The organism is Sporosarcina sp. resist (assembly GCF_014302295.1).
Lineage (GTDB): Bacteria > Bacillota > Bacilli > Bacillales_A > Planococcaceae > Sporosarcina > Sporosarcina psychrophila.
Genome location: NZ_CP060287.1, coordinates 2149050 through 2171730, shown reverse-complemented (window position 1 = coordinate 2171730; position 22681 = coordinate 2149050). Strand labels below are relative to the sequence as shown.

20 protein-coding genes are annotated in these 22681 nt (G+C 38.7%); 6 read left to right on the top strand and 14 right to left on the bottom strand.

The window, feature by feature from the left end:
* The first annotated feature begins 74 nt into the window (after positions 1-74).
* Positions 75-1322 carry an MBL fold metallo-hydrolase gene (locus tag H7992_RS10760; protein WP_255428643.1) on the top strand — a complete coding sequence of 416 codons (1248 nt, stop codon included), beginning with the start codon at positions 75-77 and terminating at the stop codon, positions 1320-1322.
* Between the two features lie 2 nt (positions 1323-1324).
* Positions 1325-1588, top strand: a complete 264-nt coding sequence (locus H7992_RS10755; protein ID WP_067208454.1) for a DUF3006 family protein — start codon at positions 1325-1327, stop codon at positions 1586-1588.
* A gap of 77 nt (positions 1589-1665) precedes the next feature.
* On the opposite strand, the gene H7992_RS10750 is transcribed toward H7992_RS10755, so the two are convergent.
* Positions 1666-3174, bottom strand: coding sequence for an MDR family MFS transporter (locus H7992_RS10750; protein WP_255428642.1), 1509 nt, complete (start codon positions 3172-3174; stop codon positions 1666-1668).
* A gap of 307 nt (positions 3175-3481) precedes the next feature.
* Between H7992_RS10750 and H7992_RS10745 the strand changes: the two genes are divergently transcribed.
* Complete coding sequence (locus tag H7992_RS10745; protein ID WP_304627123.1) at positions 3482-4414, top strand: LCP family glycopolymer transferase; 933 nt, start codon at positions 3482-3484, stop codon at positions 4412-4414.
* Between the two features lie 143 nt (positions 4415-4557).
* Here H7992_RS10745 and H7992_RS10740 read toward each other — a convergent pair whose 3' ends face one another.
* From H7992_RS10740 to H7992_RS10705, 8 genes are all read right to left on the bottom strand, one after another.
* The gene (locus H7992_RS10740; protein WP_187047526.1) at positions 4558-5805 is read right to left on the bottom strand and encodes a glutamate-5-semialdehyde dehydrogenase; all 1248 of its coding nucleotides are present in this window, start codon (positions 5803-5805) and stop codon (positions 4558-4560) included.
* 16 nt (positions 5806-5821) lie between these two features.
* The gene (gene proB / locus H7992_RS10735; RefSeq protein WP_187047525.1) at positions 5822-6922 is read right to left on the bottom strand and encodes a glutamate 5-kinase; all 1101 of its coding nucleotides are present in this window, start codon (positions 6920-6922) and stop codon (positions 5822-5824) included.
* A gap of 621 nt (positions 6923-7543) precedes the next feature.
* The gene (locus tag H7992_RS10730; RefSeq protein WP_187047524.1) at positions 7544-9583 is read right to left on the bottom strand and encodes a bifunctional diguanylate cyclase/phosphodiesterase; all 2040 of its coding nucleotides are present in this window, start codon (positions 9581-9583) and stop codon (positions 7544-7546) included.
* A gap of 497 nt (positions 9584-10080) precedes the next feature.
* Positions 10081-11151: a YkvI family membrane protein gene (locus tag H7992_RS10725; RefSeq protein ID WP_067208441.1), complete on the bottom strand. Its 1071-nt coding sequence runs from the start codon at positions 11149-11151 to the stop codon at positions 10081-10083.
* A gap of 137 nt (positions 11152-11288) precedes the next feature.
* Positions 11289-12401, bottom strand: a complete 1113-nt coding sequence (gene menC / locus H7992_RS10720; protein ID WP_067208439.1) for an o-succinylbenzoate synthase — start codon at positions 12399-12401, stop codon at positions 11289-11291.
* Positions 12398-13240 carry a GNAT family N-acetyltransferase gene (locus H7992_RS10715; RefSeq protein ID WP_187047523.1) on the bottom strand — a complete coding sequence of 281 codons (843 nt, stop codon included), beginning with the start codon at positions 13238-13240 and terminating at the stop codon, positions 12398-12400. The genes menC and H7992_RS10715 overlap by 4 nt, the downstream gene beginning before the upstream one ends.
* Positions 13241-13245: 5 nt before the next feature.
* Positions 13246-14382 (bottom strand): M20 peptidase aminoacylase family protein, encoded by a 1137-nt coding sequence (locus H7992_RS10710; RefSeq protein ID WP_187047522.1) that lies wholly within the window; start codon positions 14380-14382, stop codon positions 13246-13248.
* Between the two features lie 2 nt (positions 14383-14384).
* Positions 14385-15239, bottom strand: coding sequence for a MurR/RpiR family transcriptional regulator (locus H7992_RS10705; RefSeq protein ID WP_187047521.1), 855 nt, complete (start codon positions 15237-15239; stop codon positions 14385-14387).
* Positions 15240-15807: 568 nt separating this feature from the next.
* On the opposite strand from H7992_RS10705, the gene H7992_RS10700 reads away from it, so the two are divergent.
* The gene (locus H7992_RS10700) at positions 15808-16347 is read left to right on the top strand and encodes a transcription repressor NadR (RefSeq protein ID WP_187047520.1); all 540 of its coding nucleotides are present in this window, start codon (positions 15808-15810) and stop codon (positions 16345-16347) included.
* Between the two features lie 188 nt (positions 16348-16535).
* On the opposite strand, the gene H7992_RS10695 is transcribed toward H7992_RS10700, so the two are convergent.
* The 5 genes from H7992_RS10695 to H7992_RS10675 form a co-directional block, all read right to left on the bottom strand.
* Positions 16536-17222 (bottom strand): hypothetical protein, encoded by a 687-nt coding sequence (locus H7992_RS10695; protein ID WP_187047519.1) that lies wholly within the window; start codon positions 17220-17222, stop codon positions 16536-16538.
* Positions 17223-17621: 399 nt separating this feature from the next.
* Positions 17622-18086, bottom strand: a complete 465-nt coding sequence (locus H7992_RS10690; protein ID WP_255428641.1) for a GNAT family N-acetyltransferase — start codon at positions 18084-18086, stop codon at positions 17622-17624.
* A gap of 178 nt (positions 18087-18264) precedes the next feature.
* On the bottom strand, positions 18265-18735 hold the full coding sequence (locus H7992_RS10685) for a GNAT family N-acetyltransferase (protein ID WP_187047518.1): 471 nt from the start codon (positions 18733-18735) through the stop codon (positions 18265-18267).
* Between the two features lie 737 nt (positions 18736-19472).
* Positions 19473-19856: a hypothetical protein gene (locus H7992_RS10680; protein WP_067208416.1), complete on the bottom strand. Its 384-nt coding sequence runs from the start codon at positions 19854-19856 to the stop codon at positions 19473-19475.
* Complete coding sequence (locus tag H7992_RS10675) at positions 19853-20362, bottom strand: hypothetical protein (RefSeq protein ID WP_187047517.1); 510 nt, start codon at positions 20360-20362, stop codon at positions 19853-19855. The genes H7992_RS10680 and H7992_RS10675 overlap by 4 nt, the downstream gene beginning before the upstream one ends.
* A gap of 1194 nt (positions 20363-21556) precedes the next feature.
* On the opposite strand from H7992_RS10675, the gene H7992_RS10670 reads away from it, so the two are divergent.
* Both H7992_RS10670 and H7992_RS10665 read left to right on the top strand, forming a co-directional pair.
* Positions 21557-21925 (top strand): hypothetical protein, encoded by a 369-nt coding sequence (locus H7992_RS10670; RefSeq protein WP_187047516.1) that lies wholly within the window; start codon positions 21557-21559, stop codon positions 21923-21925.
* Between the two features lie 325 nt (positions 21926-22250).
* On the top strand, positions 22251-22652 hold the full coding sequence (locus H7992_RS10665; RefSeq protein ID WP_187047515.1) for a hypothetical protein: 402 nt from the start codon (positions 22251-22253) through the stop codon (positions 22650-22652).
* The last annotated feature ends 29 nt before the right edge of the window (positions 22653-22681 follow it).

Here is a 22681-nt window from a genome sequence, read left to right as displayed (position 1 = left end):
ACAATGTTATCCTCAGCACCTATGTCTGCTACACTATACTAGTAAGAAAATACCCGAATGATAGAGGAGAAAAAATGATTAAGAATATATTTACCAGTCTTTATTTAATCGCGGGTTTACTTGTTTTTGCAGGTTGCGGTCAAAGTACAACACAGTCACCTATACCTGATAATGTAAATGGGGATCCCGAATTAGTAGAAGAACAAGCAAACGAAGAACAGAACAAAGTTGTTGAAGTGGAAGATGCAGATTCCATTGAACAGCAAAATCTACCGCTCTCGAAGATGAAAGTTCATTACATAGATGTCGGACAGGCAGACGCCACATTGATTGAATACAACCAGGGTGATGAAGCATTTGCAGTACTCATCGATACCGGAGATTGGAGCTCCACAGAAGTTGTGTCCTATCTTCAAGCCCACAACATAACAGACATCGATATTGTCGCGATTACGCATCCCCATGCAGATCACATTGGGCAACTGGATAAAATCATCCGTACATTTGATGTATCAGAAGTATGGATGAATGGTGAAACTACGAATTCGCAAGTTTTCACGAGTGCACTTGCTGCAATTGAAGACAATAACGTAGATTACTATGAGCCGGAGGTTGGCGATGTATTCGACATTGGGCCGCTAGAGGTTGCAGTACTTCATCCGAAATCGCTGTCAGGCGATACAAATAACAATTCGATTGCGATTCGTTTACAATACGGAGAGATTTCCTTCCTCTTTACTGGTGACAGTGAAGAGGAAGCAGAAAGTGAAATGCTTAGTAGTGGTGCAAACCTAAAGGCAGATATTTTACAAGTTGGTCACCATGGCTCGAAAACATCAACAACCGATAGTTTTCTAAAGGCCGTTCAACCTGATATAGCGATTTATTCGGCAAGTGTTGACAATCAATACGGACATCCGCATATCGAAACGATTAATCGGCTTGAAAAAAGCGGTGTTCTTGTTTATGGAACGGATATTCATGGAACAGTTATTGTCGAAACAGATGGCAAGACTTTTAGCGTCCATACAAATAACCAAGGGACTATAAAGCACACACCACCTGAAGTAGAAACTGAAGTTGTACCTACACCTGAACCAAAAAATGAGACACAGCCAGTTTCAAGTGCCTCATGTGTTAATATCAACTCAGCAAGTGAAGTGGAGGTACAGCGCATTATCCACATCGGTCCCGCCCGTTCACAAGATTTAATCCAACTCCGCCCTTACCAATCAGTTGACGATCTTAGTAAAATAAAAGGCATCGGACCTGCCCGGATTACCGACATTCTCACGCAAGGCATTGCGTGCATAGGAGGATAATTATGTATTTAGCATATCTCGATCGGTTCACAGACGACGATAAAGCACTTCTTTTAGTTGAAAAATTGCAGAAAGAATTCCATGTCGACATAAACACGCTCCCAATTGACAGCAAGGCTGGCACATGGTTTTCAGTTGAAATCCAAGGTGATGAAATCATTTCATTCCAAGTAGATGAAGGTAAAACAGCTGAAATGGAACAAGAAGTAGACGACAGAATACAACGGTTAAAATCCAAGAAAACCAGTCGCTTCAAACGAAACTAGTTGTAGTAGCAACTGTCATAAATCAAAGAAAAGCTGTCGCGCCCATTGTAAAAAATGGATGTGACAGCTTTACTGTTTTACTGTTTTTTAGTTACATCTAGTCTTTCATTACCCATATAGAAAACGGCAATAACTGCAATTCCAACTGGTATAAGTGACCAGAGATATGTGGCTGAAATTGATGTAGACATTGCATTTACAATCACATCCAATATATCTGGCGGGATGTTGGCGCGAGCTTCTGGCTGAAATACCGTTTGGATATTTCCAAGTGATTCCGGTCCGCCCTGCCCGCTTCCACCAAGTTTCGCAAAACCAGTGCTCATTTCACTTGTTAGCAATTTTGTTTGAATCGCACCGAAGATGGTAATCCCGAGGGCAAGGCCTAACGAACGGAAAAACGAGTTCGTTGAGTTAGCCGATCCCCTATAGCGGTAGTCCATTTCATGCATCGATGCAGAGGGCAGTAATGAAAATGAAAACCCTACGCCAAATCCAACAAGTACCATAAATAGGGATAATGCGATTCGTGATGTATCAGGTGTTATCGTACTCATTAATACCATACCGATTGAATAAGCGATAACCGAGATCACCATGATGTTGCGATACGATGTTTTCGTCTGCAATATTCCTCCAAGTGCACTTCCAGCGACCGAACCAAGAAGCATCGGCATAAGAATAATTCCCGCATTTGTGGCAGATCCACCGTATACAGCCTGCACAAAAAGAGGGATGAAAATTGTCAGGCCAATAAATGTAGCACCATATAAGAATGCCAGGGCCTGGGATGAAGCAAAAAGTCTGTTCTTGAACATCCAAAATGAAATAATCGGTTCTTTTGCTCTCGTTTCAGCCCATATGAAGACAATAAAAAAGACAATAAATATACTAAAGAGGGTAATACTTTGCCATGATAACCACTCAAACTTTTTCCCGCCCAATTCAAGCCCAAACATCAGGCTGACGACAGCTGTAACAAGTGTAATTGCTCCTAGCCAGTCGATTGTCTGCTTGATCGGTTGTGCAGCTTCTTTATAATAGCGAATGATCAAGAATAAAGAAATCGCGCCGATTGGAATATTGACGTAAAATACCCAGTGCCAGCTTATTGATTCCGTAATCCATGCGCCTAGCAAAGGACCTAGAACACTTGAAGCGCCAAATACAGCACCAAGAAGGCCTGTCATTTTACCACGCTGTTCAGGAGGAAATACATCAAAGACAATAGTGAATGCAATTGGTAATAATGCCCCTCCCCCAATTCCTTGGATCGCCCGGAATACCGCAAGCTGCGGAACCGTTTGTGCAAGCCCACAAAGAGCAGACCCAACTAAGAAAACAATGATACCAAATAAAAAGAACCTTTTTCGTCCATACATATCGGATAACTTTCCGAAAATCGGCATACCCGCAAGTACAGCTACTGCATAAGCAGACGTAATCCAAATGTAGCTGTCCACACCGCCCAAATCTCCCAATATTGAACCGAGCGCTGTCGCTACAATTGTATTATCCATTGCAGCCATTAATATTCCCAATAAAATCCCCGTCAAAACGAGGCGTAATCGTGTCTTATCTTCCAATGCAGTCTCTCCTTCATTAAACACCGTTGTGAATTTTATAATGCTTTGCTTGTAAAAATAACCAAACATTTCATAACTAAGTATACGAATTATAGCAGCAGAGTTTCTACATTACAATGCTGTTTCAACACTTATTTAAGTACTGATGCGAATTGTATTCGATTAAATTCCAGGCTCTAAACTGTAAAAAACTAGAAGCCTTAATAATCTAGCTGGATCTTTCTTAATCTAATTGAAACTTAGACGTAAGGTTGAGCGTCTATATCCTGGTACACTTTTTCGAATGACACCTACTGGAGGAACTATAATGAATCGAGCAGATATGAAGAAAATTAAGAAACGTAGAAAATGGCCATGGGTCATTGCAGTAATCAGCCTAATAATCGGCGGTTTTGCATTGAATGTCTATTTTGACTTGACGTCAACGTTGAAAGCTATGTATAAACCGATTGACCGCGAATTATCTGAGAAGCGAGCAGAAGGAATTACTTTGGGTAACCAAGATCCGTTTTCAGTGCTTGTCTTGGGTGTTGATGAACGCGAAGGTGATAAAGGCCGCTCGGATACGATGATTGTAATGGCCGTTAATCCTAAGTTAAAAACGACGAAAATGGTTAGTATTCCAAGGGATACGTACACAGAGATCATTGGCCACGGGACCACAGATAAATTAAACCATGCGTATGCATTCGGTGGCATTCAGATGTCACTGGATTCGGTCGAGAATCTACTGGATATTCCCATTGATTATGTTATGGAAGTTAATATGGAAGGTTTCCAGACAATTGTAGATACCGTCGGCGGTATCAGTGTTAACAATCCTTTTGAATTTACACAGGATTCGATTCATTACGCTACTGGTGACATCACCTTGGACGGCAAAGAAGCACTATCCTATGTGCGGATGCGGAAAGGCGATCCTAACGGCGACTTCGGGCGTCAAGATCGACAGAAACAGGTAATTGAAGGAGTACTGCATGAAGGAACCTCCATAAAAAGTCTGTTAAAATACCGCAGTGTCTTCAATGCCCTGGGTGACAATGTAAAAACAAATATGACGTTCGATGAAATGGTAGACGTCCAAAAGAATTACCGTGACGCGGCTGGTAAAGTGGAGCAACTTCATTTTGAAAAAGGTGAAGGCAAGCGAATGAACGGCGGTATATGGTATTACATTATGGATGAAACAGAATTACAGGAAGTTACAGGTACCATGAAGCAACATTTGGAATTGAATTAAAGTAATCCGCGGAATGTTAAACTCCGCGGATTTTTTGATGTTGTTTGCTATGGGTTTCCACTTGCTGCTTTCGGGTGTACCCACTGTTTCACGGATTTACCCGCGATTTTCGAACATACCCTCGGATTCCCCAATACTCCTCTCTATACCCGCACTTGCCCATTCCCACGGATGACATACTTGGTCGTAGTCAATGCCTTTAATCCCATTGGACCCCGTGCATGCAATTTCTGTGTGCTAATTCCAATCTCCGCGCCATAACCAAATTCAAAACCATCCGTAAATCGCGTCGAAGCATTATGATAAACAGCGGCGGCATCGACATAATTCAAGAAAATCGTAGCATGCTTTTCATCATTGGTGATAATCGCTTCGGAATGCTTTGTCCCGTATTTGGTAATATGAGTAATTGCTTCCTCCATACTCGTTACAATTTTGACACTAACTGTTAACCCGAGATATTCCGTTGACCAATCTGATTCGGATGCAGCTCGCACCTTTTCACATTCTCGAACAACAGTTTCATCTCCGTATATCTCCACATCGTTCTCCTGCAATTTTTCGATAAGTCCTTTTCCATAAAATGCAAACCACTTGTCATGGATTAAGATTGTCTCAATGGCATTGCAAACGGATGGACGCTGAATCTTTGCATTCAATGCAATATTAGTAGCCATTTCTAGCTCTGCTGATTCGTCAATATAGATGTGGCAATTACCCGCCCCAGTTTGAATGACCGGAACTGTTGCTTCACGAATTACTGTTTCAATAAGTGTTTTGCCACCCCTTGGAATTAGAACGTCCAAGTATTCATTAAGCCGGAACAGTTCTTTTGCCGTCTCCCTGCTCGTATCTTCAATTAATTGGATAGATATTTTGGGAACATCACTTTTATCAAGAGCAGCATGAATTGACTTTATAAGAGCCAAGTTCGAATATTTCGCAGAAGAACTTCCGCGTAAAATGACGGCGTTCCCCGTTTTAAGGGCAAGCGTCGCCGCGTCAACAGTGACATTCGGTCTCGCTTCATAAATCATACCGATAACGCCAATTGGTACCCGCTTCACTTCAATAAGCAATGCATTGTCTTTTTCAATGGTCTCCACTGTCTCTCCAATCGGATCCTGTAATTCGATTAACAGATGGATGGCATTCGCCATGTCTTCTATTCGTTTTCCAGTGAGTAGGATGCGGTCAAGAATTGCGTCTGTAAAACCTTTCGCTTTTCCATCGTCCAAGTCTTTCTGATTTTCAGCAAGTATGGACGTTTGATCGACCACTAATTGTTCGGCAATTAATGCCAGTGCTTTGTTCTTTTGGTCGGTTGTGATGTTCACCAACGAATAACTTACTTCTTTTGCAGCTTTCCCTTTTAAGTGTACTTCGCTCATGCTAAATCCCCTCATTTCATATTTGTGCCCAGCGGTCCCGGTGAATGACTTCAACAGCCGATGAAACTAGTTCACCTTCTTTTTCCTTGTTTCTGTCTTCAATCGCGTTTCTTAATTCACCAGAAGAATAACTTACTTCTCCTTTACCTAAAATCCCATTCACGCCAAATACTTCAACAACGTCACCTTTTTGAAAATCCCCGTTTACTTTAACAACACCTGCAGGTAATAAGCTTTTTCCGTTATATAAAATAGCCACTTCCGCCCCTTGATCAACGTGAAGTTCACCTGTCGATTCGGAATGCAACACGATCCATTGTCTGCTCGTATTAATCTTAGCGATAGCTGGATTGGAAATATAGGTGCCGTCGCCTCCCCCCTGTAAAATCGTTAGTAGTTTATTCGAACCTTCTCCCCTTCCGATGAAAACGGAAACACCTAGTGATGTTGCTGTTTTTGCAGCTAGTAGTTTTGATTTCATGCCACCTGTTCCCACTTTTGATCCCGTATCGGCAGCTCCTTTTAGTAAGTCATCTGTAATCTGTTCAAGATAATCAAGTCGTTTCGCTAATGGATATTTGCGTGGATTTGATTCATAAAGTCCATTAATATCCGTTAAAATAATAAGCTGGTCCGCATGGAGCAAGCCACTGACAAGTGCTGACAGCATATCATTGTCACCGAAAGTCAGTTCTTCAACAGAGACTGTGTCGTTTTCATTAATAATGGGCACGATTCCGCGTTCCAACAGTTCCGTCATAGTCGCAAATGCATTTCTATAGCGCTCACGATTCGAAAAATCGATTCGTGTCAATAAAATCTGAGCTGGCACGATTCCATGAACACTAAACTTTTCAATATAAGATTGCATTAACAAACCCTGGCCCACCGCCGAAGCCGCCTGTTTCCCTTTGATTGTTATTGGCCGCGATGAATAGCCTAACTTTGCAAACCCAGCCGCGACTGCACCAGAAGAAACAAGGATCACTTCATGCCCTGCTTTACGTAGTACGGCAAGCGCATCGATATGATCGTTGAATTTCGTTTGATCGATTTCACCTTTAACATTTGTTAAAGAACTGCTTCCTATTTTCACGACAATCCGTTGTTTTTTCATTCCAATACCCCATTCCTTCTTGTGGTGGAAAACAAAAAAAGCCCACTCGTCCTGATATTAAGGACGAAAGGGCTTAGCTTCCGCGGTACCACCATAATTGGATGCATGCGAACACATCCCACTTATCCCCATAACGCCGAGGGGGGCGCCTATGTTTTACATAAGACTACGAAGGTAGGTTCTGCGATTGTCGTGACGGAATCTTCCAGCTGATAAATTCCGCTCTCTTTCACAACATGGATTCGCATAGTAATCCTTCATCACCGTTCAAGTTTTAGAAGATTTTAAACAATCATACAACACTTAACTGAATTGTCAAGCGTGTATGAGTGAACTACTTTTACTTCAGATATTATGAACGGACAATGAATATCGTCACTGCCCCTCTAAAGTAATGACAAATAGTAATACTCCCATATGTCGGTGCCTTTTCAGGTATTGAAGTTCATTTTATTATGAGCAAGATGGTGACGAGAACAACAGGTAGAATTGCGAATAGAACGAATTTCTTATACATTTTTTCGTTAGTTCAAGCTTAGAACGTTTTTCAACTATTTAGAGCACCCTATAGATTATCCATAACATTTAATCTTTTAAACCATTCAGCATAGTTTCTTAAAATTAAACCGGCTTGCGCTGCGCTAACCAATTCAAAAGTTCTGTCGAAGTCATTGGCTTAGCAAAATAATAGCCTTGGAAGATTAACGACTCCGACTCTTGGCTTAGAAATTGTACTTGCTCTTCAGTTTCTACACCTTCTAGTACAATATCTAAATTTAACGTCCGACCGATTGCGAGAATTGCCTTGAGAATAGATGAATCTTTCTCAGATTGTGGTACATCGTCAATAAATGACTTATCTATTTTCAAAGTCGAAATCGGCAATCTTTTCAAGTAAGACAAAGATGAAACTCCTGTTCCGAAATCATCCAATGCTACAGAAAAACCTTTTTCCCGAAACGTATTGAGGGCTTTCACCGCATCTTCAATCGAATTCACTACACTCGTTTCCGTAATTTCTAATTCTAAATTATACGGTTCCAACTTATACTTTTTCACCATTTCCGTTAATACATTAAGTAGGATTGGTGATGTAACATAATCCCCAGGAATATTAATTGAAACGGGGTGTACTTGGAAAGTCGTTTTTCCCCACTCTGCAATCTGTTTGCAAACTTGCTCGATTATCCAGTTCGTGACGTCTCCTATTCGTGTGCTTTGTTCAAGTATTGGTATGAAAGTTACTGGAGATAGCATACCGTATTTCGGATGCTTCCAGCGAATCAAAGCTTCAAACCCCGACAATTCATTAGTACTAGCCCTTACTTTCGGCTGATAAACCATGAATAATTGTCCTTCGTGCATCGCACCTTCTATACTCTCTAGGATTTCTTCTTCGAATGAATGAGAATGGATTGCATTATCAAAACGAATCACCTGGTAATCATAGCGTGTCGATGGATGCTCTAACACAGTAAGCGCTTCTGTATACAAACGCTTCGGATCCCGATGTTCTTCCGTAGTTGACATCGCGCAGACCGCTTCAATCTTAATTAATTTGCCATCGATTTCAGTCAGTGCTTTAAGTTGCTCTGCAACCTTATTCATGGTGCGTTCAAACTCAACGATTCCGTCCACCCCCTGAAGAAGAAAGACAAAACGCTTGCCCTGAAGCTGGTAAAGTTTCATAGAGGATGATGACCACTGCGAGAAAAAACGACCCAAATACTGAATAACTTTGTCTCCGAAAATATACCCTTGTTCAACATTGATTTTTTCAATGTCGGGGATATACCACATTGCAAGACTTCCATCATAAGAGGGACTGTTCAACATTTTCTCAAAGCTCCGCCTGTTTGGAATTCTCGTTAAGGACTCGAAATAGTTTACGCGGTAATCAATATACCGATCAATAAAACTCGATAATAGTAATAATAGCAGCAATAGACCCAAACCAATTGAAACTGTAATGTTAAGATAGTTCATATCCATTTGATGAATCTCATGCAGACTATCAATCTTGTCACGATGAATATAGTAAGTAGTCCCCATGAGTCCGGTATAATGCATGCTAGAAATTGCTAACCCCATAACGAGCGAAGTAACTGTTTTCAGGAGTTTATTTTTCAAAAGATGCTGAAGAGAAGAAAAAATGTAGATTGCGATAAAAGAAATACTAATTGCAATCGCCACAGATGCAGTAAAAATTGTGCGATCATATGTATAGATAGCATCTGATTCCATAGACGCCATCCCAATATAATGCATGGCAGAGATACCAATTCCCATTGCGACACCCGAAATCAAACTTAATCCAATCGTTTTTCGCGTGCGGTTGACTAAAGTAAACACTAAAAATGAACTTGCAATTGCTGGAATAATCGACAAAAATGTGAGCTCAGGTTTGTAAGTCATCGAAATGGGTAATAAATAGGCACCCATTCCAATAAAATGCATGGACCATATCCCGAACCCCAAAGCAACCGATGCTAATATGAGCCACAAATTTCGATGAAAAAAGCTATTCTCTTGCATTCGCTCATTCATTGATATCGCGGTATAGGAAGCAAAGCTCGCAATGATAACGGACAAAAGAATGATTGAAAAAGAGTATTCACCAACAACTACACTATATGATTCCATGGAAGGATGAGTAAACAAAATCGGTTCTCCTTTACAACTATTATAAGATAATTCTCTACTAATTATAGTTCTATATAATCATGTGTCAACCTGTTCCATTCTACCTTCAAGATTATTTCACAGCATTTCGAAAAAAGTTCCTATCTTCAGGTTAACTTTGGTTAATCAACACATGTTCAATCCGTAACAATAACATTCTGCAATCTAAGATATTACTATTTTGTTATTGTTGTAAAAAGTAGCAAACCCACCTTCTCTTCTTCCTATACCCAGTAAAAGCCCAATCGTCCTGGTATTAAGGACGAAAGGGCTTAACTTTCGCGGCGATAATTCCCTCTATGTTTTTGCATAAGATTACGAAGGCTAATGCAGGAGTTTGTGATGTTGGGATTCGCTAGCTGATAAATCCCATTCTCTTTCACACCTTATTGCCACATATTACTCCTTCTTCACCACTCAATTACCGATAGTTTCAAATAACCAAACAATACTGAATTTGATTTGTGAAGCATTGATTAATTCGAAGAATCTATTTTACCAACTGTTCCTTTTTTCCTTGCCCATGTGAAGATAATTGCAGCAATTAATGTGAAACCTAGGTAGCCCATCACTGGATAGACAGTACCAACAAGTGTGATGAATCCAATAAAACTCGCGCCGAACGCAGCTACACCAAAAATTGTAACGGCACCTTTAAAACGCACTGTTTCAGTTTTAACGATACGAGCTGAAAATGCGTATAACATTCCAACCGCTGTATTGTAAATCATCCCCAATAAGATAATGGACATAATTGCCCCCATTATAGGGCTAATATTATTTGCCAAAAACAGCATTGGCATCGGTACACTTGCAATCGCTTTTAACTGAGTCAGCATTGAGACATTGATAAGCAGGATGAGTAGTCCCAATCCAAGACCACCGATGATTCCACCCCATGCCGCAACCTTCTCATCCTTTACAGTGCCACCCATAACCGTGAGCATCGCGGCTCCAGCTGCCAAATTATAAGAGACATATAAAATTGCGCCCAGTAGCCAATGGGATGCACCTCTATTTTGAGTGACAACAGCGGCTGACAGATCAGCAGTTGCAAAGTCAAAATTTATTAATGAGTAAACTGTAATTACGATCACTATTAATAGTAAAAACGGAGTAAATGCTCCGATGAGTGTAATCACTTTTTGAACACTCAACGTTACCGTCAATATGGTTACAATCGCCATCAAAATACTTCCAATGAAACTAGGAATGCCAAATTGCTGTTCAAAAATTGCTCCAGCCCCTGAGAACATGACTACAGTTACCCCGAAAAGGAAAAATGTAATAATAACATCAACAAGTACCCCTAAATAACGACCACATATATGATAGATTACACGTTGATGAGACTTAGTTTGCAAACGACTTCCCAATTGTGTCAAGTTCATCCCTAAAAATGCAAATAAGACAGTTGCTACAAGTGTTCCAACGATACTAATTGGTCCAAAACTAGTGAAAAACTGTAAAATTTCCTGACCTGATGCAAATCCTGCTCCAACAATCACTCCGATAAAAGCTCCAGCGATTTGAAAACTTTTTCTCATAACTCATCCCCCGTTTTAGCCGCAGTGTCTCTTTATAGTCAAACTACTACAATAGATTTTATTTTCTGATTTCTCCAGTCAGAAAGGACGATTTAAGTCATCCTTCCCTACACCTATTCAGCCTTTCTCATCACACCTCATTCAGCTTTGAAGTGTAACTCGTCTACCGTGAATTTATTCATAGCTTTCAAGTTTGGTTCGTAACCTATTCCATATGCGGTTGGAACAGTAATATAGCCGTCCTCCACTACAACTTCTGGAGTAATAACGTCTTCCTCCCAGTAACGTGAGGATCCAGCAGTGTCCCCTGGTAATATGAAGTTTGGAAGTGTTGTGAGCGCTACATTATGCGCACGGCCGATTCCTGATTCCAGCATTCCGCCGCACCAAACAGGTATTTGACGTTCCATGCAATAATCATGAATTTTCTTCGCTTCAGTAAGACCTCCAACACGACCGATTTTAATGTTAATGATTTGCGTACTACCAAGCTCAATCGCTTTTCGTGTATCTTCAAGGGAGTGAATGCTTTCATCCAAACAGATTGGTGTTTTCAATTGTTTTTGTAATTTCGCATGGTCGATAATATCGTCTGAAGCAAGCGGCTGTTCAATCATCGTCAAGTTAAATTCATCCAGCTGTTTGAGAAGTTCAATGTCGTCCAATGTATAAGCCGAGTTGGCATCTGCCATAAGTGGCACATCCGGGAAATTCTTGCGCAACTCGCGGATTACATCAACGTCATAGCCCGGTTTGATTTTCACTTTAATACGCTTGTATCCCTCTTCCACAAAACCACGTACCGTTTCGACTAGATTAGCAATATTTTCATGGATCCCGATACTGATACCCACTTCAATTTTATCGCGTTCGCCACCAAGAGCCTTCGCCAATGTCAATTTGTTACGCTTAGCATAAAGATCCCAAATTGCGCCTTCCAAAGTGGATTTCGCCATATTATTTTTACGGATGGCAGCGAACAATTCACTTACTTCGTCGGGATGTCCGATTTCCCTTCCTAATACGATAGGTATCAGAAAATCACGGATCATATGTAAATTCGTTTCAAGTGTTTCTTCGCTGTACCAAGGCGAGTGAAATGCCACTGACTCCCCCCATCCCGTATTACCCAGCTCATCTTTCACTTCAAGTAACAGAAAATCTTTATCTTGGAACGTACCAAAACTAGTTGTGAACGGGTGCTTCATTCTCATTTTCATTTTTCGGATGTTGATTTCTTTTATAATCATTCGGATTCTCCTCTATTTTTTATTGTCAGTGGAATTGTGTTTCTTTTTACAAATTGATAATAATGAACGCCTTCTTCAGACCTATTCACTCCTACTAGCGCATAGCCAGAACCAAATAACGATTGAAAAACGGTCCTAATTTTCAATCGCCAGTCGAGCGCTAGTTCAGGTTCATTCTTTTTGATCGACTGAAATTGTTCTGGTACCGGAACTTCAACACCAACACTGTTTAACAGGACATTTTCCGAATCCACAACTAGTGTTGGATTTCCTTTATGGGATTTCTCAACTATAAATGGTCGATCATAGTCGGAAACTTGCGGTGTCCACTTGTCCTCGACCCTTTCGCTCGAAACCCACCATTCGACTTGAAGACGGTCTGATGGTAATCCTTTGTTCAAACCATCTTCCATTTCACCGTAACAATTCACTAAATAAGTATCGCAAATTGCGTACAGTTTCGACACATTTAAATAAGCATTGCGACTTTCCAATGGATCGAATGTCCAAGTAATCAAATTGTATCCCATTTCCTTGGCAATTTTACGCTGTTCATCCTTTAGCAACTTTCCGATTCCCATCAGTTGATAGTTCGGAAGAATGCCAAGCATATGTGAACATAAATACGGCTTACCATTGGTGAAACCCGGAAAACCATATGAAAAGCCAACGATTTCATCACCTAAGAAAGCGCCTAACAATAACCCGCCATTTTTCGCTGCCGTATAGGTTTGATGAGTCGGTATCGGTTCAAGGCCCCAGATTGCTCGTTCAAGCGATTGGACCAGGCGCATGTCTTCATTGGTTTCTAGTTTGCGAATGGATAGGTTGACGTCCATTTGGTTCACTTCCTTCTCTCTAACTGCCCGAATGAATGGATGACCGTTCGAACGAGTATTTCAATTCCGGTCAGTATACTATCATGATTGAATGTCATGTTGGGATGATGAAGGCCTGGCGATAAGTCGCAGCCAAGACCGAGCATTGTCGCTTTAACAGAAGGTCTTTTTAATGTGTAGTAATGGAAGTCTTCTCCGCCTGGTGTGACAATAGGCGGCACCAAAAATTGTTCCCCAACTGTTTCCCTTATCGCTTGTGCCATCATTTCGACAGCAGTGTCATCGACTTGGGCAGCTGCAATTTCCGCGATTATTTCATAATTAATGATAACATCAGACAGTTCTGCAACCGAACTAATCGCTTTATCAACTAAATTCATCAGTTTGTCCATAACCACGTTTGTTTGGGCGCGTAAATCCAGACTAAATACTGCACTTCCGGGAATGATGTTGGCTGACTCTCCACCCGCTTGGAACATCGTCATTTTTGCAGAATGCGGGACCATTGGGTCAACGTGGATGGAGTGGATTGCCTGTACGAGAAGTGCCATCACTTCTATGGCGTTTTGTCCAAGATGCGGTCTTGCTCCATGCGCATCTGTCCCCACGATTGTTCCTTTAATCATTTTTGCAGCACCATGCATAATGGCTGGGGATGCATAGCCATGACCGATTTCTTGAATCGGACGGAGATGGACACCATACAAATAGTCGATATCGTCAACGATCCCTTTTTCCACAAATGATAATGCGCCCGTCCCCTTTTCCTCAGCTGGTTGAAAAATCACTTTTAGTCGCCCGTTTTTCGGATACCTAAGCTTTTTCAAAACGAGTAAAGCGCCAATTGCAATCGTCATATGCGCATCATGTCCGCATGAATGGTTCGCTTGAAAGACCCCATCCACTTCCTGCCAGAGTGCATCGATATCTGTTCGAAGTCCAATACAAGGATCACCAGACCCCAGTGTTACTACAAGTCCCGTTGAATCGTCGAATGTCGTAACTTGAAATCCTTCATTCTCTAACAATTGTTGCAAATAATTTGTCGTCTCAAATTCCTGCCAACTAATTTCAGGATGTGAGTGTAAATGGTTAAAAACCTTTTCAACAATCGGCTTCATTTCTTGTAACACTGCTTTCATTTTCAATCAACTCCTTCAACAAATAAGAAATCGCTTGGTATCGATTGATACGTTTCACGTCTTTTTTCGAAACTGTCCTTCTCCTTCACGGACAATCCTGCAATAATCGCATTCATGAATGAAAATAGAGAAGCCGTTGCATCGAGCGTCGACTTGTTAGGCGAATAAATTGGAAATAACAAATCACTGAATGTATGAATCGGGGCTAACATTGAATCAGTAATTCCGATAATGAAAGCTTGTTGTCTATGTGCCAATTCCGCAATTTGAATTGTTTCTTTCAAGTACCGATGAAACGAAATGGCGATGACAACGGACTTATCGTTCATTTGACTGAGCGTTTGGATTACATCCTCCGTTTCTGGTCGTAACAGTCTGACATTTCCTTTCACTAAACCAAGCGTGTATGAGAGCCAAATAGCTGCAGTATACGAAGAGCGTAGACCAAGAATATAAATGGTTTCTGCTTGAGAGAGCTGCTCGATTGCCTTTTCGTAGTCTTCTTCTTTAATTTGTTTCATCGTCTCTCCAATCGCTATTCGATCCCGCTCCATCACTTTTGTGAAAAAATGCGGTGCCTGTTCAAGTTCCAGTTTAGATTTCTGATATGTTGTGAAGCTACTCTCTTGAAATAGCAATTGTTCACGGATGACCTTTTGTAGTTCGCCATAACCAGAGAGATGCAGGCTATAGCAAAAGCGAATGACTGTCGTTTCGCTGACACCGATTGTCTTCCCAATTTCTTGTGCCGTAGACATCGCAATATTTCTTGGGTTATCGATTATATAAGTCGCGACTTTTTTCTGGCTTTTTGACAGTTGGTCGTAATACTCGTTAATCAGGTCCTTTAATATCATCTTCACTCTTCCTTTTTGAAGTTCTTCCGTCATTATCTTTCCAAATGAAGTTTTGACTTCATATTAATTATTTTATTACCTTAACATACTTGTTCGCGGAATACAATGTATTTTCTGATATTTATACTTTCCTGCGAACCTTTAGCCTCTTCTTCAATTACTACTCGAAAATTACTTGCTATATATGTTGAATTAAAGAATCCCGTTGAACCTGCTGTGACGCTCAATAAGGGGAGAGTTGTAATTCCGGATGTTAGGTTGTAGAACGCTTGGCGCTCAGCGAAGGCGCGACTTCGTGGTAGCCGGAGCGATAAGACTAAGGAGGGATGCAGTTCAATCCCTCCCAAGCGGTCTTCTTTCTGGCTTATCGCGGGAGGCATGCACAAAGCGTCGAGCAATATTGGCGAGAATTCTAATTAGTTCTAAGTATTGGGACTTTTCCAGTGGCCTCCCAAAAGCCTTTGTAATGCGCATACGCCGTATTCATTAGGTCAACATATATAGGGCTATCATTTAGGGTTATACATACGTTAAATATGGTAAAATAGCTATGCGAGGTGGTTATATAATGAATGAAAACGAAAAAATTCTTGGGGATGAACGTCGCCAATTAATCGTCGATACGTTACAGACGTCCGATAAACCTATTACAGGAAGAATACTCGGAGAAATGACAAATGTCAGCCGTCAGGTGATTGTTGGAGATATTACATTGCTGAAAGCAAAAAACGAACCTATTGTCGCAACAAGTCAGGGCTATATTTATATGCATGTGCAAGCGGCACCCAGGAGAATCGAAAAGACGATTGTTTGCAAACATACTCCGGACCAAACGATGGAGGAGTTGAACATTTTTGTCGATAACGGCGTTACAGTAAAGGACGTCAAAATTGAACATCCTGTCTATGGAGATCTTAGTGCGTCAATAATGGTTTCCAATCGGAATGAAGTAAAAGAATTCATCAAGCGAATCAAAGAGGCAGATGCTATTTATTTATCAAAGCTAACAGAAGGTGGTATTCATCTTCATACGGTATTGGCGGACGACGAAGAAAATATCAGAAAAGCGGAAGAAGCACTTAGAAAAGCTGATATTCTCGTCGAATGAAAAAATAAATCGGGAGTTTTATTTACAATCGGAGCAATTAGCATACAAACTTGAAAAGGTCGATTTCCCATACGAGAAATCGACCTTTTCAAGTTTACCAAAAAGTAATTGCCATCCATCTTCTCAAAATTGAATAGGGTATTCTTTTGATTCATTATCATCAACAAATTCTAAGTCCCTATATGACTTCATTCCATAATAATTTTAATGAAAAATTCATGTTCTTCATCTATACCTACGCAATATTGTTTATCAAGTGTTATTTTCATTGGAAAAATTTCAGATTTCTTTTCCGAGAACAGCCATCTTCTACCTATGCTAGCTAAAATAATAAAAACACCATTTTTATTTTCTTGCATAAAGTTTAAAGAAGAAGTAGTAATTGGATCATTATCACTATCAAAAATATTTATTTCTTTGAATTGCTCGCCAACCCTTGGTGAATCTTTTACAATTAAACCAATTTCACTGATATTCAAAATGTTATTTACTTCAAATGTCGATTCACTATTTGGATTTACATAGTATCGAGCTATGAGTTCTACTATATTTCCTGCTGGATCTTCAAAATAGCAAGCATGTGCAGGCCAAAATGCAAAATCAGCCTCGTCTTCTCCGTCTTCTAATAAAAGCGTTGTTTTTCCTTTTAACCATTCCTTCGCTTCTTGAAATTGATTGGGTGGAATATTAAATGCAAAATGATAATATGGCTCCCCTACTACATTTTCATTCGTAAATTCTAAAATGCTAGTTCCTACTTGAATTTGAAAACTTTTTGGACTTTCACCACAAAGAGAAAAACCTAAATATTGCGTATAAAATTCTTTCATTATTTCTAATTTACCTGTTTGTAATGTCAGTATTTTTATTTCCATAAACAATATTCTCCTCATCAAGAAAATTTAATAGTTCATTTTTAAAATTCTATGTCACTTTTCCACTTATAATGCGTGTAAAATAATTGAATAGGCAAAGTAACTATTAATGCCAAAGTTAATACTATTTTTAGTGAATAAGAGATCTCGGAAATAAGTAGCATTATAATCAGAATAATACTAGGTGGAATCATCCATAAAGTCCTAATAAACTTTTTTCTATAATTCAATCTCCAGTAAATTAAACCGCTATTACGACCATTTTTCAATGTAAATACCTCCGCATTATAAAACCACTAAGTAACATTAAGTAATAAAAGATTCTTTCTTCTGTTTTCGTCATAAAGTTAGTGCCATACATAAAAAGTTATCCCAGCTATTAAAGGTAATGAACCTGTATTAGCATCGATAAAGCATTCTCATAAATTCAAATCTACTTCCATTTGTCTCCTGCATAAATGTATCAACTTCATCAAACCCGATTTCCCTATATATTTTTATAGCTCTTTGATTGAAAGTTGCTACTGATAATGTTATTTTTTCTGGTCTGTATTTTGATTTAGCAAAATCCAAACCTGCTTGGACAAATCCCAAACCGTTGCCATTACCAGTTAAATCTGGTCTCATGCCTAACCCTATATCAATGGTGTTGTTAGCTACTTCATTAAAAGTATAGAAGCCTATAGCATCATTGTCTTTAGTAACAAAGAAGTTTGAGTCACCCCGTTTTTGAGCTTCTAAGAACTCAACTAAATCTTCTTTATCTGCTACCATATCGTAAAAAGAATATTCCGCATTATAGTGCCAATTATATGCAATCTCTTCCGCTTGTTCTTGTGTCATAATTTCAAACTTATATCCCACAATTATCCCCCTCTCATTATTTCCAGACATTTCCAATTACAACTAACTGTCCGCAATAGATAAGTATTTATTGTTATCCCTGCCTTTTTCCTGTTCCACACGAAACGTGCTAGTTTTCTAGCAATCTGTGTTCCATCCCTTCAATCACTTTCTGTTGGTCAAGAATAATTTATAAGAGTCATAAACCTTTTTTATAATAAATAAGTGTCGTGCTGTCATTTATTTTCTTGGTTTCTCCTGTTTTTATAAAGCCCATCTTTTCATATAAATAACAATTACGTTTTTCTTCCGCTATAGTAGCCAACTCCCAACTAACCGCTTGAGGAAAAAGTCCCTCTATTTGTGATATTGCTTTCTGGGCAATTCCTTGCCCCTGGTATTTCGGTTGTATAAACATTGGGCTGATCCAAAATTCAGTTTCCTCTTTCCACCAGATACTAATAGCGCCAACAAGAATAGTATCCGATTTTATTTTATAAACTCCTCCTGACGTGTTGTTTATCCTTATTATCATTCGCTGAATCGTTTCATTCGCTGGATTAGTATTGTAATCCTCATAAACTTCAAGTAATGGTAAAAATGCATTTACTTGTATATCAAAAAGAGATTGCGCATCAAATTCGTTTGCTTTTTCTAACGTAACTTCCATAACTGGTACCCCATTTCTACTAATAAAATCATTGTTATAGTGAATCAAAAGACAATATAGTCCTTCCAGTTCACAGTGAAATCTCCTACTACTAAAATCAATATTATCAATAGAAATAATCCAATTGGAATCATTAAGCTTATATAAGTTTCGCTCCATTTATACAGAGTTTTTCGCTTGCTTAAATACCTATCTATCATAAAGTAAATTAGAGCCGCGGGCAGACTAATCCAAAGTAATAATAATCCGAAAATCATATGAAAAAGTAACGATAGAAAACACTCTAACTTTACTGACTCATTTTTCGTGAATTTGGATGAAAGTAAGTCGCTTACTAGAAGAAGTAAACACCCCATATAGAAGAATGGCCGGAAAACTGTATAGAATATACCCTTGCGTTGTAACTAAAATCTTTCCCAAATATCGCCATAGTGAGTACACGTTACTTTCGTAGAAGTATGGTGTCACTAACGCTAATAATATTGCATAAATAGGAACTGTAATCGCCGCAGTTATTATTTTCCTCGGCAACGCTCTGCTAATAACTTCTTTAACGCTCAATCTTCCCACCCTAACTGATAAGCAATTCGATCAGGCATTTCGTTTAATCATTTCTTCTGTATAATCTACCAAAGTGCGATAAGATGAAGTTCCGTTTAGAAAGTGAGATGCCTCAATCACAGCCCCTAGCGAATTTAATTGAATTCTTTGTTTCGACATATTTAGTTCTTAATTTACTAATTTTCTAAAAAGATTTTTTCGGTAATCCCGTTCCATACTACCTTCAAAACCAGCTTCTCTTCTTGTTTCGTTGAAGGGCTATTAGAACTTAAACTTTTGTGTTGAAACTTACCTTTTTCGTTCAATGAAACATTGTTTGTACCAAAATTCAGCACTCCATTGGTGCTTGTTTCAACGAAATAATCAAAGGTTTTAACACTGTCTAACTCATTACCTTTATAAATAATCTGAATTTCATATTGTTCATCTCCGTCAGTTTGGGTCACGGTCACTTCTGCCCACCAATTTTCGCCTTCACCAACGAATGTCAATTCTTTTGTTTGCCATGCACTAAAAAATACACTCATTGAAACTATGAGAATGAATAAAACTTTTTTCAACGCCTCCCCTTCCTTGCGAAACGATATAGTAAAATAAGAACTGCGATTGCAAACAAAGCAATTACGCAGATATATAATGGATTAAATATATCTGAGTTCTCCTTGTCAATAAGCGCTACATTGTTTCCACTGCTAGGATTCTTGTGACTCGTTTTTAGAAAATCAGCATAATAAGTTGCGATTTCTTCATTTTCATTATTTATTATGCCGTTAAGGACTTGAACCATACCATTTGGCCCTCCTACAGGTGTAAGAAATGTCGCAGAATCACTCTTTTCTAAAAACAGAAGAAACTCACCGCCTTCGTTCTGAAATCCCTCAGCCCAACCGACATCATACATGTCAATTCCAGCGATTATTTGTTTAGTAGCCTCTCCTTTATAAACATTTTCAACGGCAAACGTATATCCTTGAAAAATAAATTCACTGTCTATCGGCTTACTTGAAAAGTCGTAAGTTCCACTTATAACTACTTCAGCTTCGTCGCTAACTTCTTGCGGGTCCATCTCGATCCAACTTGTAGCAGAGAAACACTTACGCTTACTATCATCATTGATAAAAAGACAGTCATTACGAAAAGTCGATACACTAATCTTTTCATAAAGGCGCCTTCCTTTTATTTATTTGACGCCTCTTGAGCAAGAAGGTTCATTATTAAGAATAATTTAATAACAATACAATGGAAATAAAAAAGCAATTCAAATTAAAGCAGTATAGCTTTAATATTTTTTTACAGGCTAATTAACCCCTAATAATTCCATGACTCATTCCAATCAGAACTTCTTTTCCGCTTTGATTATGATAAAAGGTAATCATGGCTATTGTCTTAAATTCAACTTCTGTTATCGTGAATTCACAAGTAATCGTGTCCCCTGACAGGGCGAAGGTAACCACTTAACATCTCTTCTTGCAATATTAACTAAATCCCCGATACTCGCAGTAAAAGACCTTGTACATAAAGCTCTTTTTCATCTCATTCCATATGATATTTTCCCTTATCACCTATTACCTCTGAAAACTGTTGTGTTTCTTCCACATTAAACGTTTTTAATCACGTGAAAATAGCCCCAACTTTAAGCTTCATTATTCAATCGCTCCCACAATTAATCTGACTTCATTGAATAAAGAGTATCACTTTCAAACTTGAATGAATAGTCACTCATTAACAATTACCTGTTAAACATTACTTACTTTTATCGAAAAAGTTATTCCATTTTAAAATTTCCTCAACTTTGGAAAAGGTGTTTAATCTTTAATATATAAAATAACCTTGTCTATGTAACTATCTATTTGTTTTCCGTAATTTACTTCTAAACATTCAAGGGTTAAAGGATTCTTACTAGCCTCTACCTGTTCCCTAAATGCAAATTCGGAGTCAACTTGACTTATTTGGCTAATTATCCGTATACGTTCCTTTAGCCTTATTTGAATCACCTTAAAACCATTCAGATAGTATTCCACATATTTATACCTAAAATAATGTTTCTTAAACAACCCTACTTTTTTAGTGATAAATAGCGTCCTCAAATAATTGGTACGATGAACTTTGTAATATCTAACTTCCCTTTCCGCTTTTACGATCAAAAATTATTTCCCTTTTTATTCCTACTGTCTAATTGTTTTAAGGACAAGGGGAAGACAATAACCCTTACACGAGGAATTTAGTTTCATACTGTAATTAAGAATAGGAGGTGAAAAAAATGGGATATCATGAAAATAATCATTATGAGAAGAACTATTGTGAGAAGAAAAAGGATTCAAAAAGCATGGAAGCAAAATTAGAAGATATTTTGATACAACTTCAACAACAAAAGCAATGGCAATTCCAGTATCAAAATCAAAATCAATACCAAAATCAATTACAGTATCAAGATCAAGACCAGAAGCAAGCTCAAGTCGATACTGATACAAGTACCTTCGAAAATATCGGAAGTCCAACAATCACTATTACTAATAACGTAGATGTTGTTGCAGTCGCTGTTGCCGTCGCAGCATTATTACAAGGTCCATTAGGAGCAGGTCTTTCTTTTGATACAGTAAAAGAATTGAAGAATATGCTTCAAGCATAATAGTATTTGTTTCACCTATATATATTGAATAATTGAATAGCTATATAAGCTGAGGGAAGGCGTCTTACACGGGTAGCCTCCTAGCGAATTTAATAGAATTCTTTATTTCAACATATATGATTAAAATTTTCTGCCACAAATTACTGAACTAACGTCCGTGAATACGAATAGCTTTGTAAGGTCTGACTTCTCTTTCCGCTTCTAGCTATTAAAACCCAAGTTTCCTTTTAATTTTTAATTATTAGTTTTTCAGGGTCAAAGAAGAACAAAAAACTTACATGATGGATTTGATTTCATATTGTAATTAAGAATAGGAGGAGAAAAAATGGGAAATCATTCAAAAAAGTGTGATTGTTATCATTGTAATGAAAAGAATCATTATGATAAGTACGATTGTTGTGAGAAGAAAAAGGATTTAAGAAACATGGAAGCAAAATTAGATGATATTTTGATACAACTTCAACAACAAAATCAATGGCAATTCCAATATCAAAATCAATACCAGAAACAATTCCAGTATCAAGATCAAGATCAAAACCAGAAGCAAACTCAAGCTGATACTGATACAAGTACCTTCGAAAATATAGGAAGTCCAACAATCACTGTTACAAATAACGTTGATGTTGTTGCGGTCGCTGTTGCCGTCGCAGCATTATTACAGGGACCATTAGGTACAGGCATTTCTCTTGATGCCGTCAAAGAATTGAAGAATATACTTCAAGCATAATAGTAATCGATTCCTCTAATTTGAATTTT

Coding starts and splice junctions, on each gene's coding strand:
- H7992_RS10760 (WP_255428643.1), top strand. CDS start 75: ATGATTAAGAATATATTTACCAGTCTTTATTTAATCGCGGGTTTACTT.
- H7992_RS10755 (WP_067208454.1), top strand. CDS start 1,325: ATGTATTTAGCATATCTCGATCGGTTCACAGACGACGATAAAGCACTT.
- H7992_RS10745 (WP_304627123.1), top strand. CDS start 3,482: ATGAATCGAGCAGATATGAAGAAAATTAAGAAACGTAGAAAATGGCCA.
- H7992_RS10740 (WP_187047526.1), bottom strand. CDS start 5,805: ATGAGCGAAGTACACTTAAAAGGGAAAGCTGCAAAAGAAGTAAGTTAT.
- proB (WP_187047525.1), bottom strand. CDS start 6,922: ATGAAAAAACAACGGATTGTCGTGAAAATAGGAAGCAGTTCTTTAACA.
- H7992_RS10725 (WP_067208441.1), bottom strand. CDS start 11,151: ATGAGAAAAAGTTTTCAAATCGCTGGAGCTTTTATCGGAGTGATTGTT.
- menC (WP_067208439.1), bottom strand. CDS start 12,401: ATGATTATAAAAGAAATCAACATCCGAAAAATGAAAATGAGAATGAAG.
- H7992_RS10715 (WP_187047523.1), bottom strand. CDS start 13,240: ATGGACGTCAACCTATCCATTCGCAAACTAGAAACCAATGAAGACATG.
- H7992_RS10710 (WP_187047522.1), bottom strand. CDS start 14,382: ATGAAAGCAGTGTTACAAGAAATGAAGCCGATTGTTGAAAAGGTTTTT.
- H7992_RS10705 (WP_187047521.1), bottom strand. CDS start 15,239: ATGATATTAAAGGACCTGATTAACGAGTATTACGACCAACTGTCAAAA.
- H7992_RS10700 (WP_187047520.1), top strand. CDS start 15,808: ATGAATGAAAACGAAAAAATTCTTGGGGATGAACGTCGCCAATTAATC.
- H7992_RS10695 (WP_187047519.1), bottom strand. CDS start 17,222: ATGGAAATAAAAATACTGACATTACAAACAGGTAAATTAGAAATAATG.
- H7992_RS10685 (WP_187047518.1), bottom strand. CDS start 18,735: ATGGAAGTTACGTTAGAAAAAGCAAACGAATTTGATGCGCAATCTCTT.
- H7992_RS10675 (WP_187047517.1), bottom strand. CDS start 20,362: ATGGACCCGCAAGAAGTTAGCGACGAAGCTGAAGTAGTTATAAGTGGA.
- H7992_RS10670 (WP_187047516.1), top strand. CDS start 21,557: ATGGGATATCATGAAAATAATCATTATGAGAAGAACTATTGTGAGAAG.
- H7992_RS10665 (WP_187047515.1), top strand. CDS start 22,251: ATGGGAAATCATTCAAAAAAGTGTGATTGTTATCATTGTAATGAAAAG.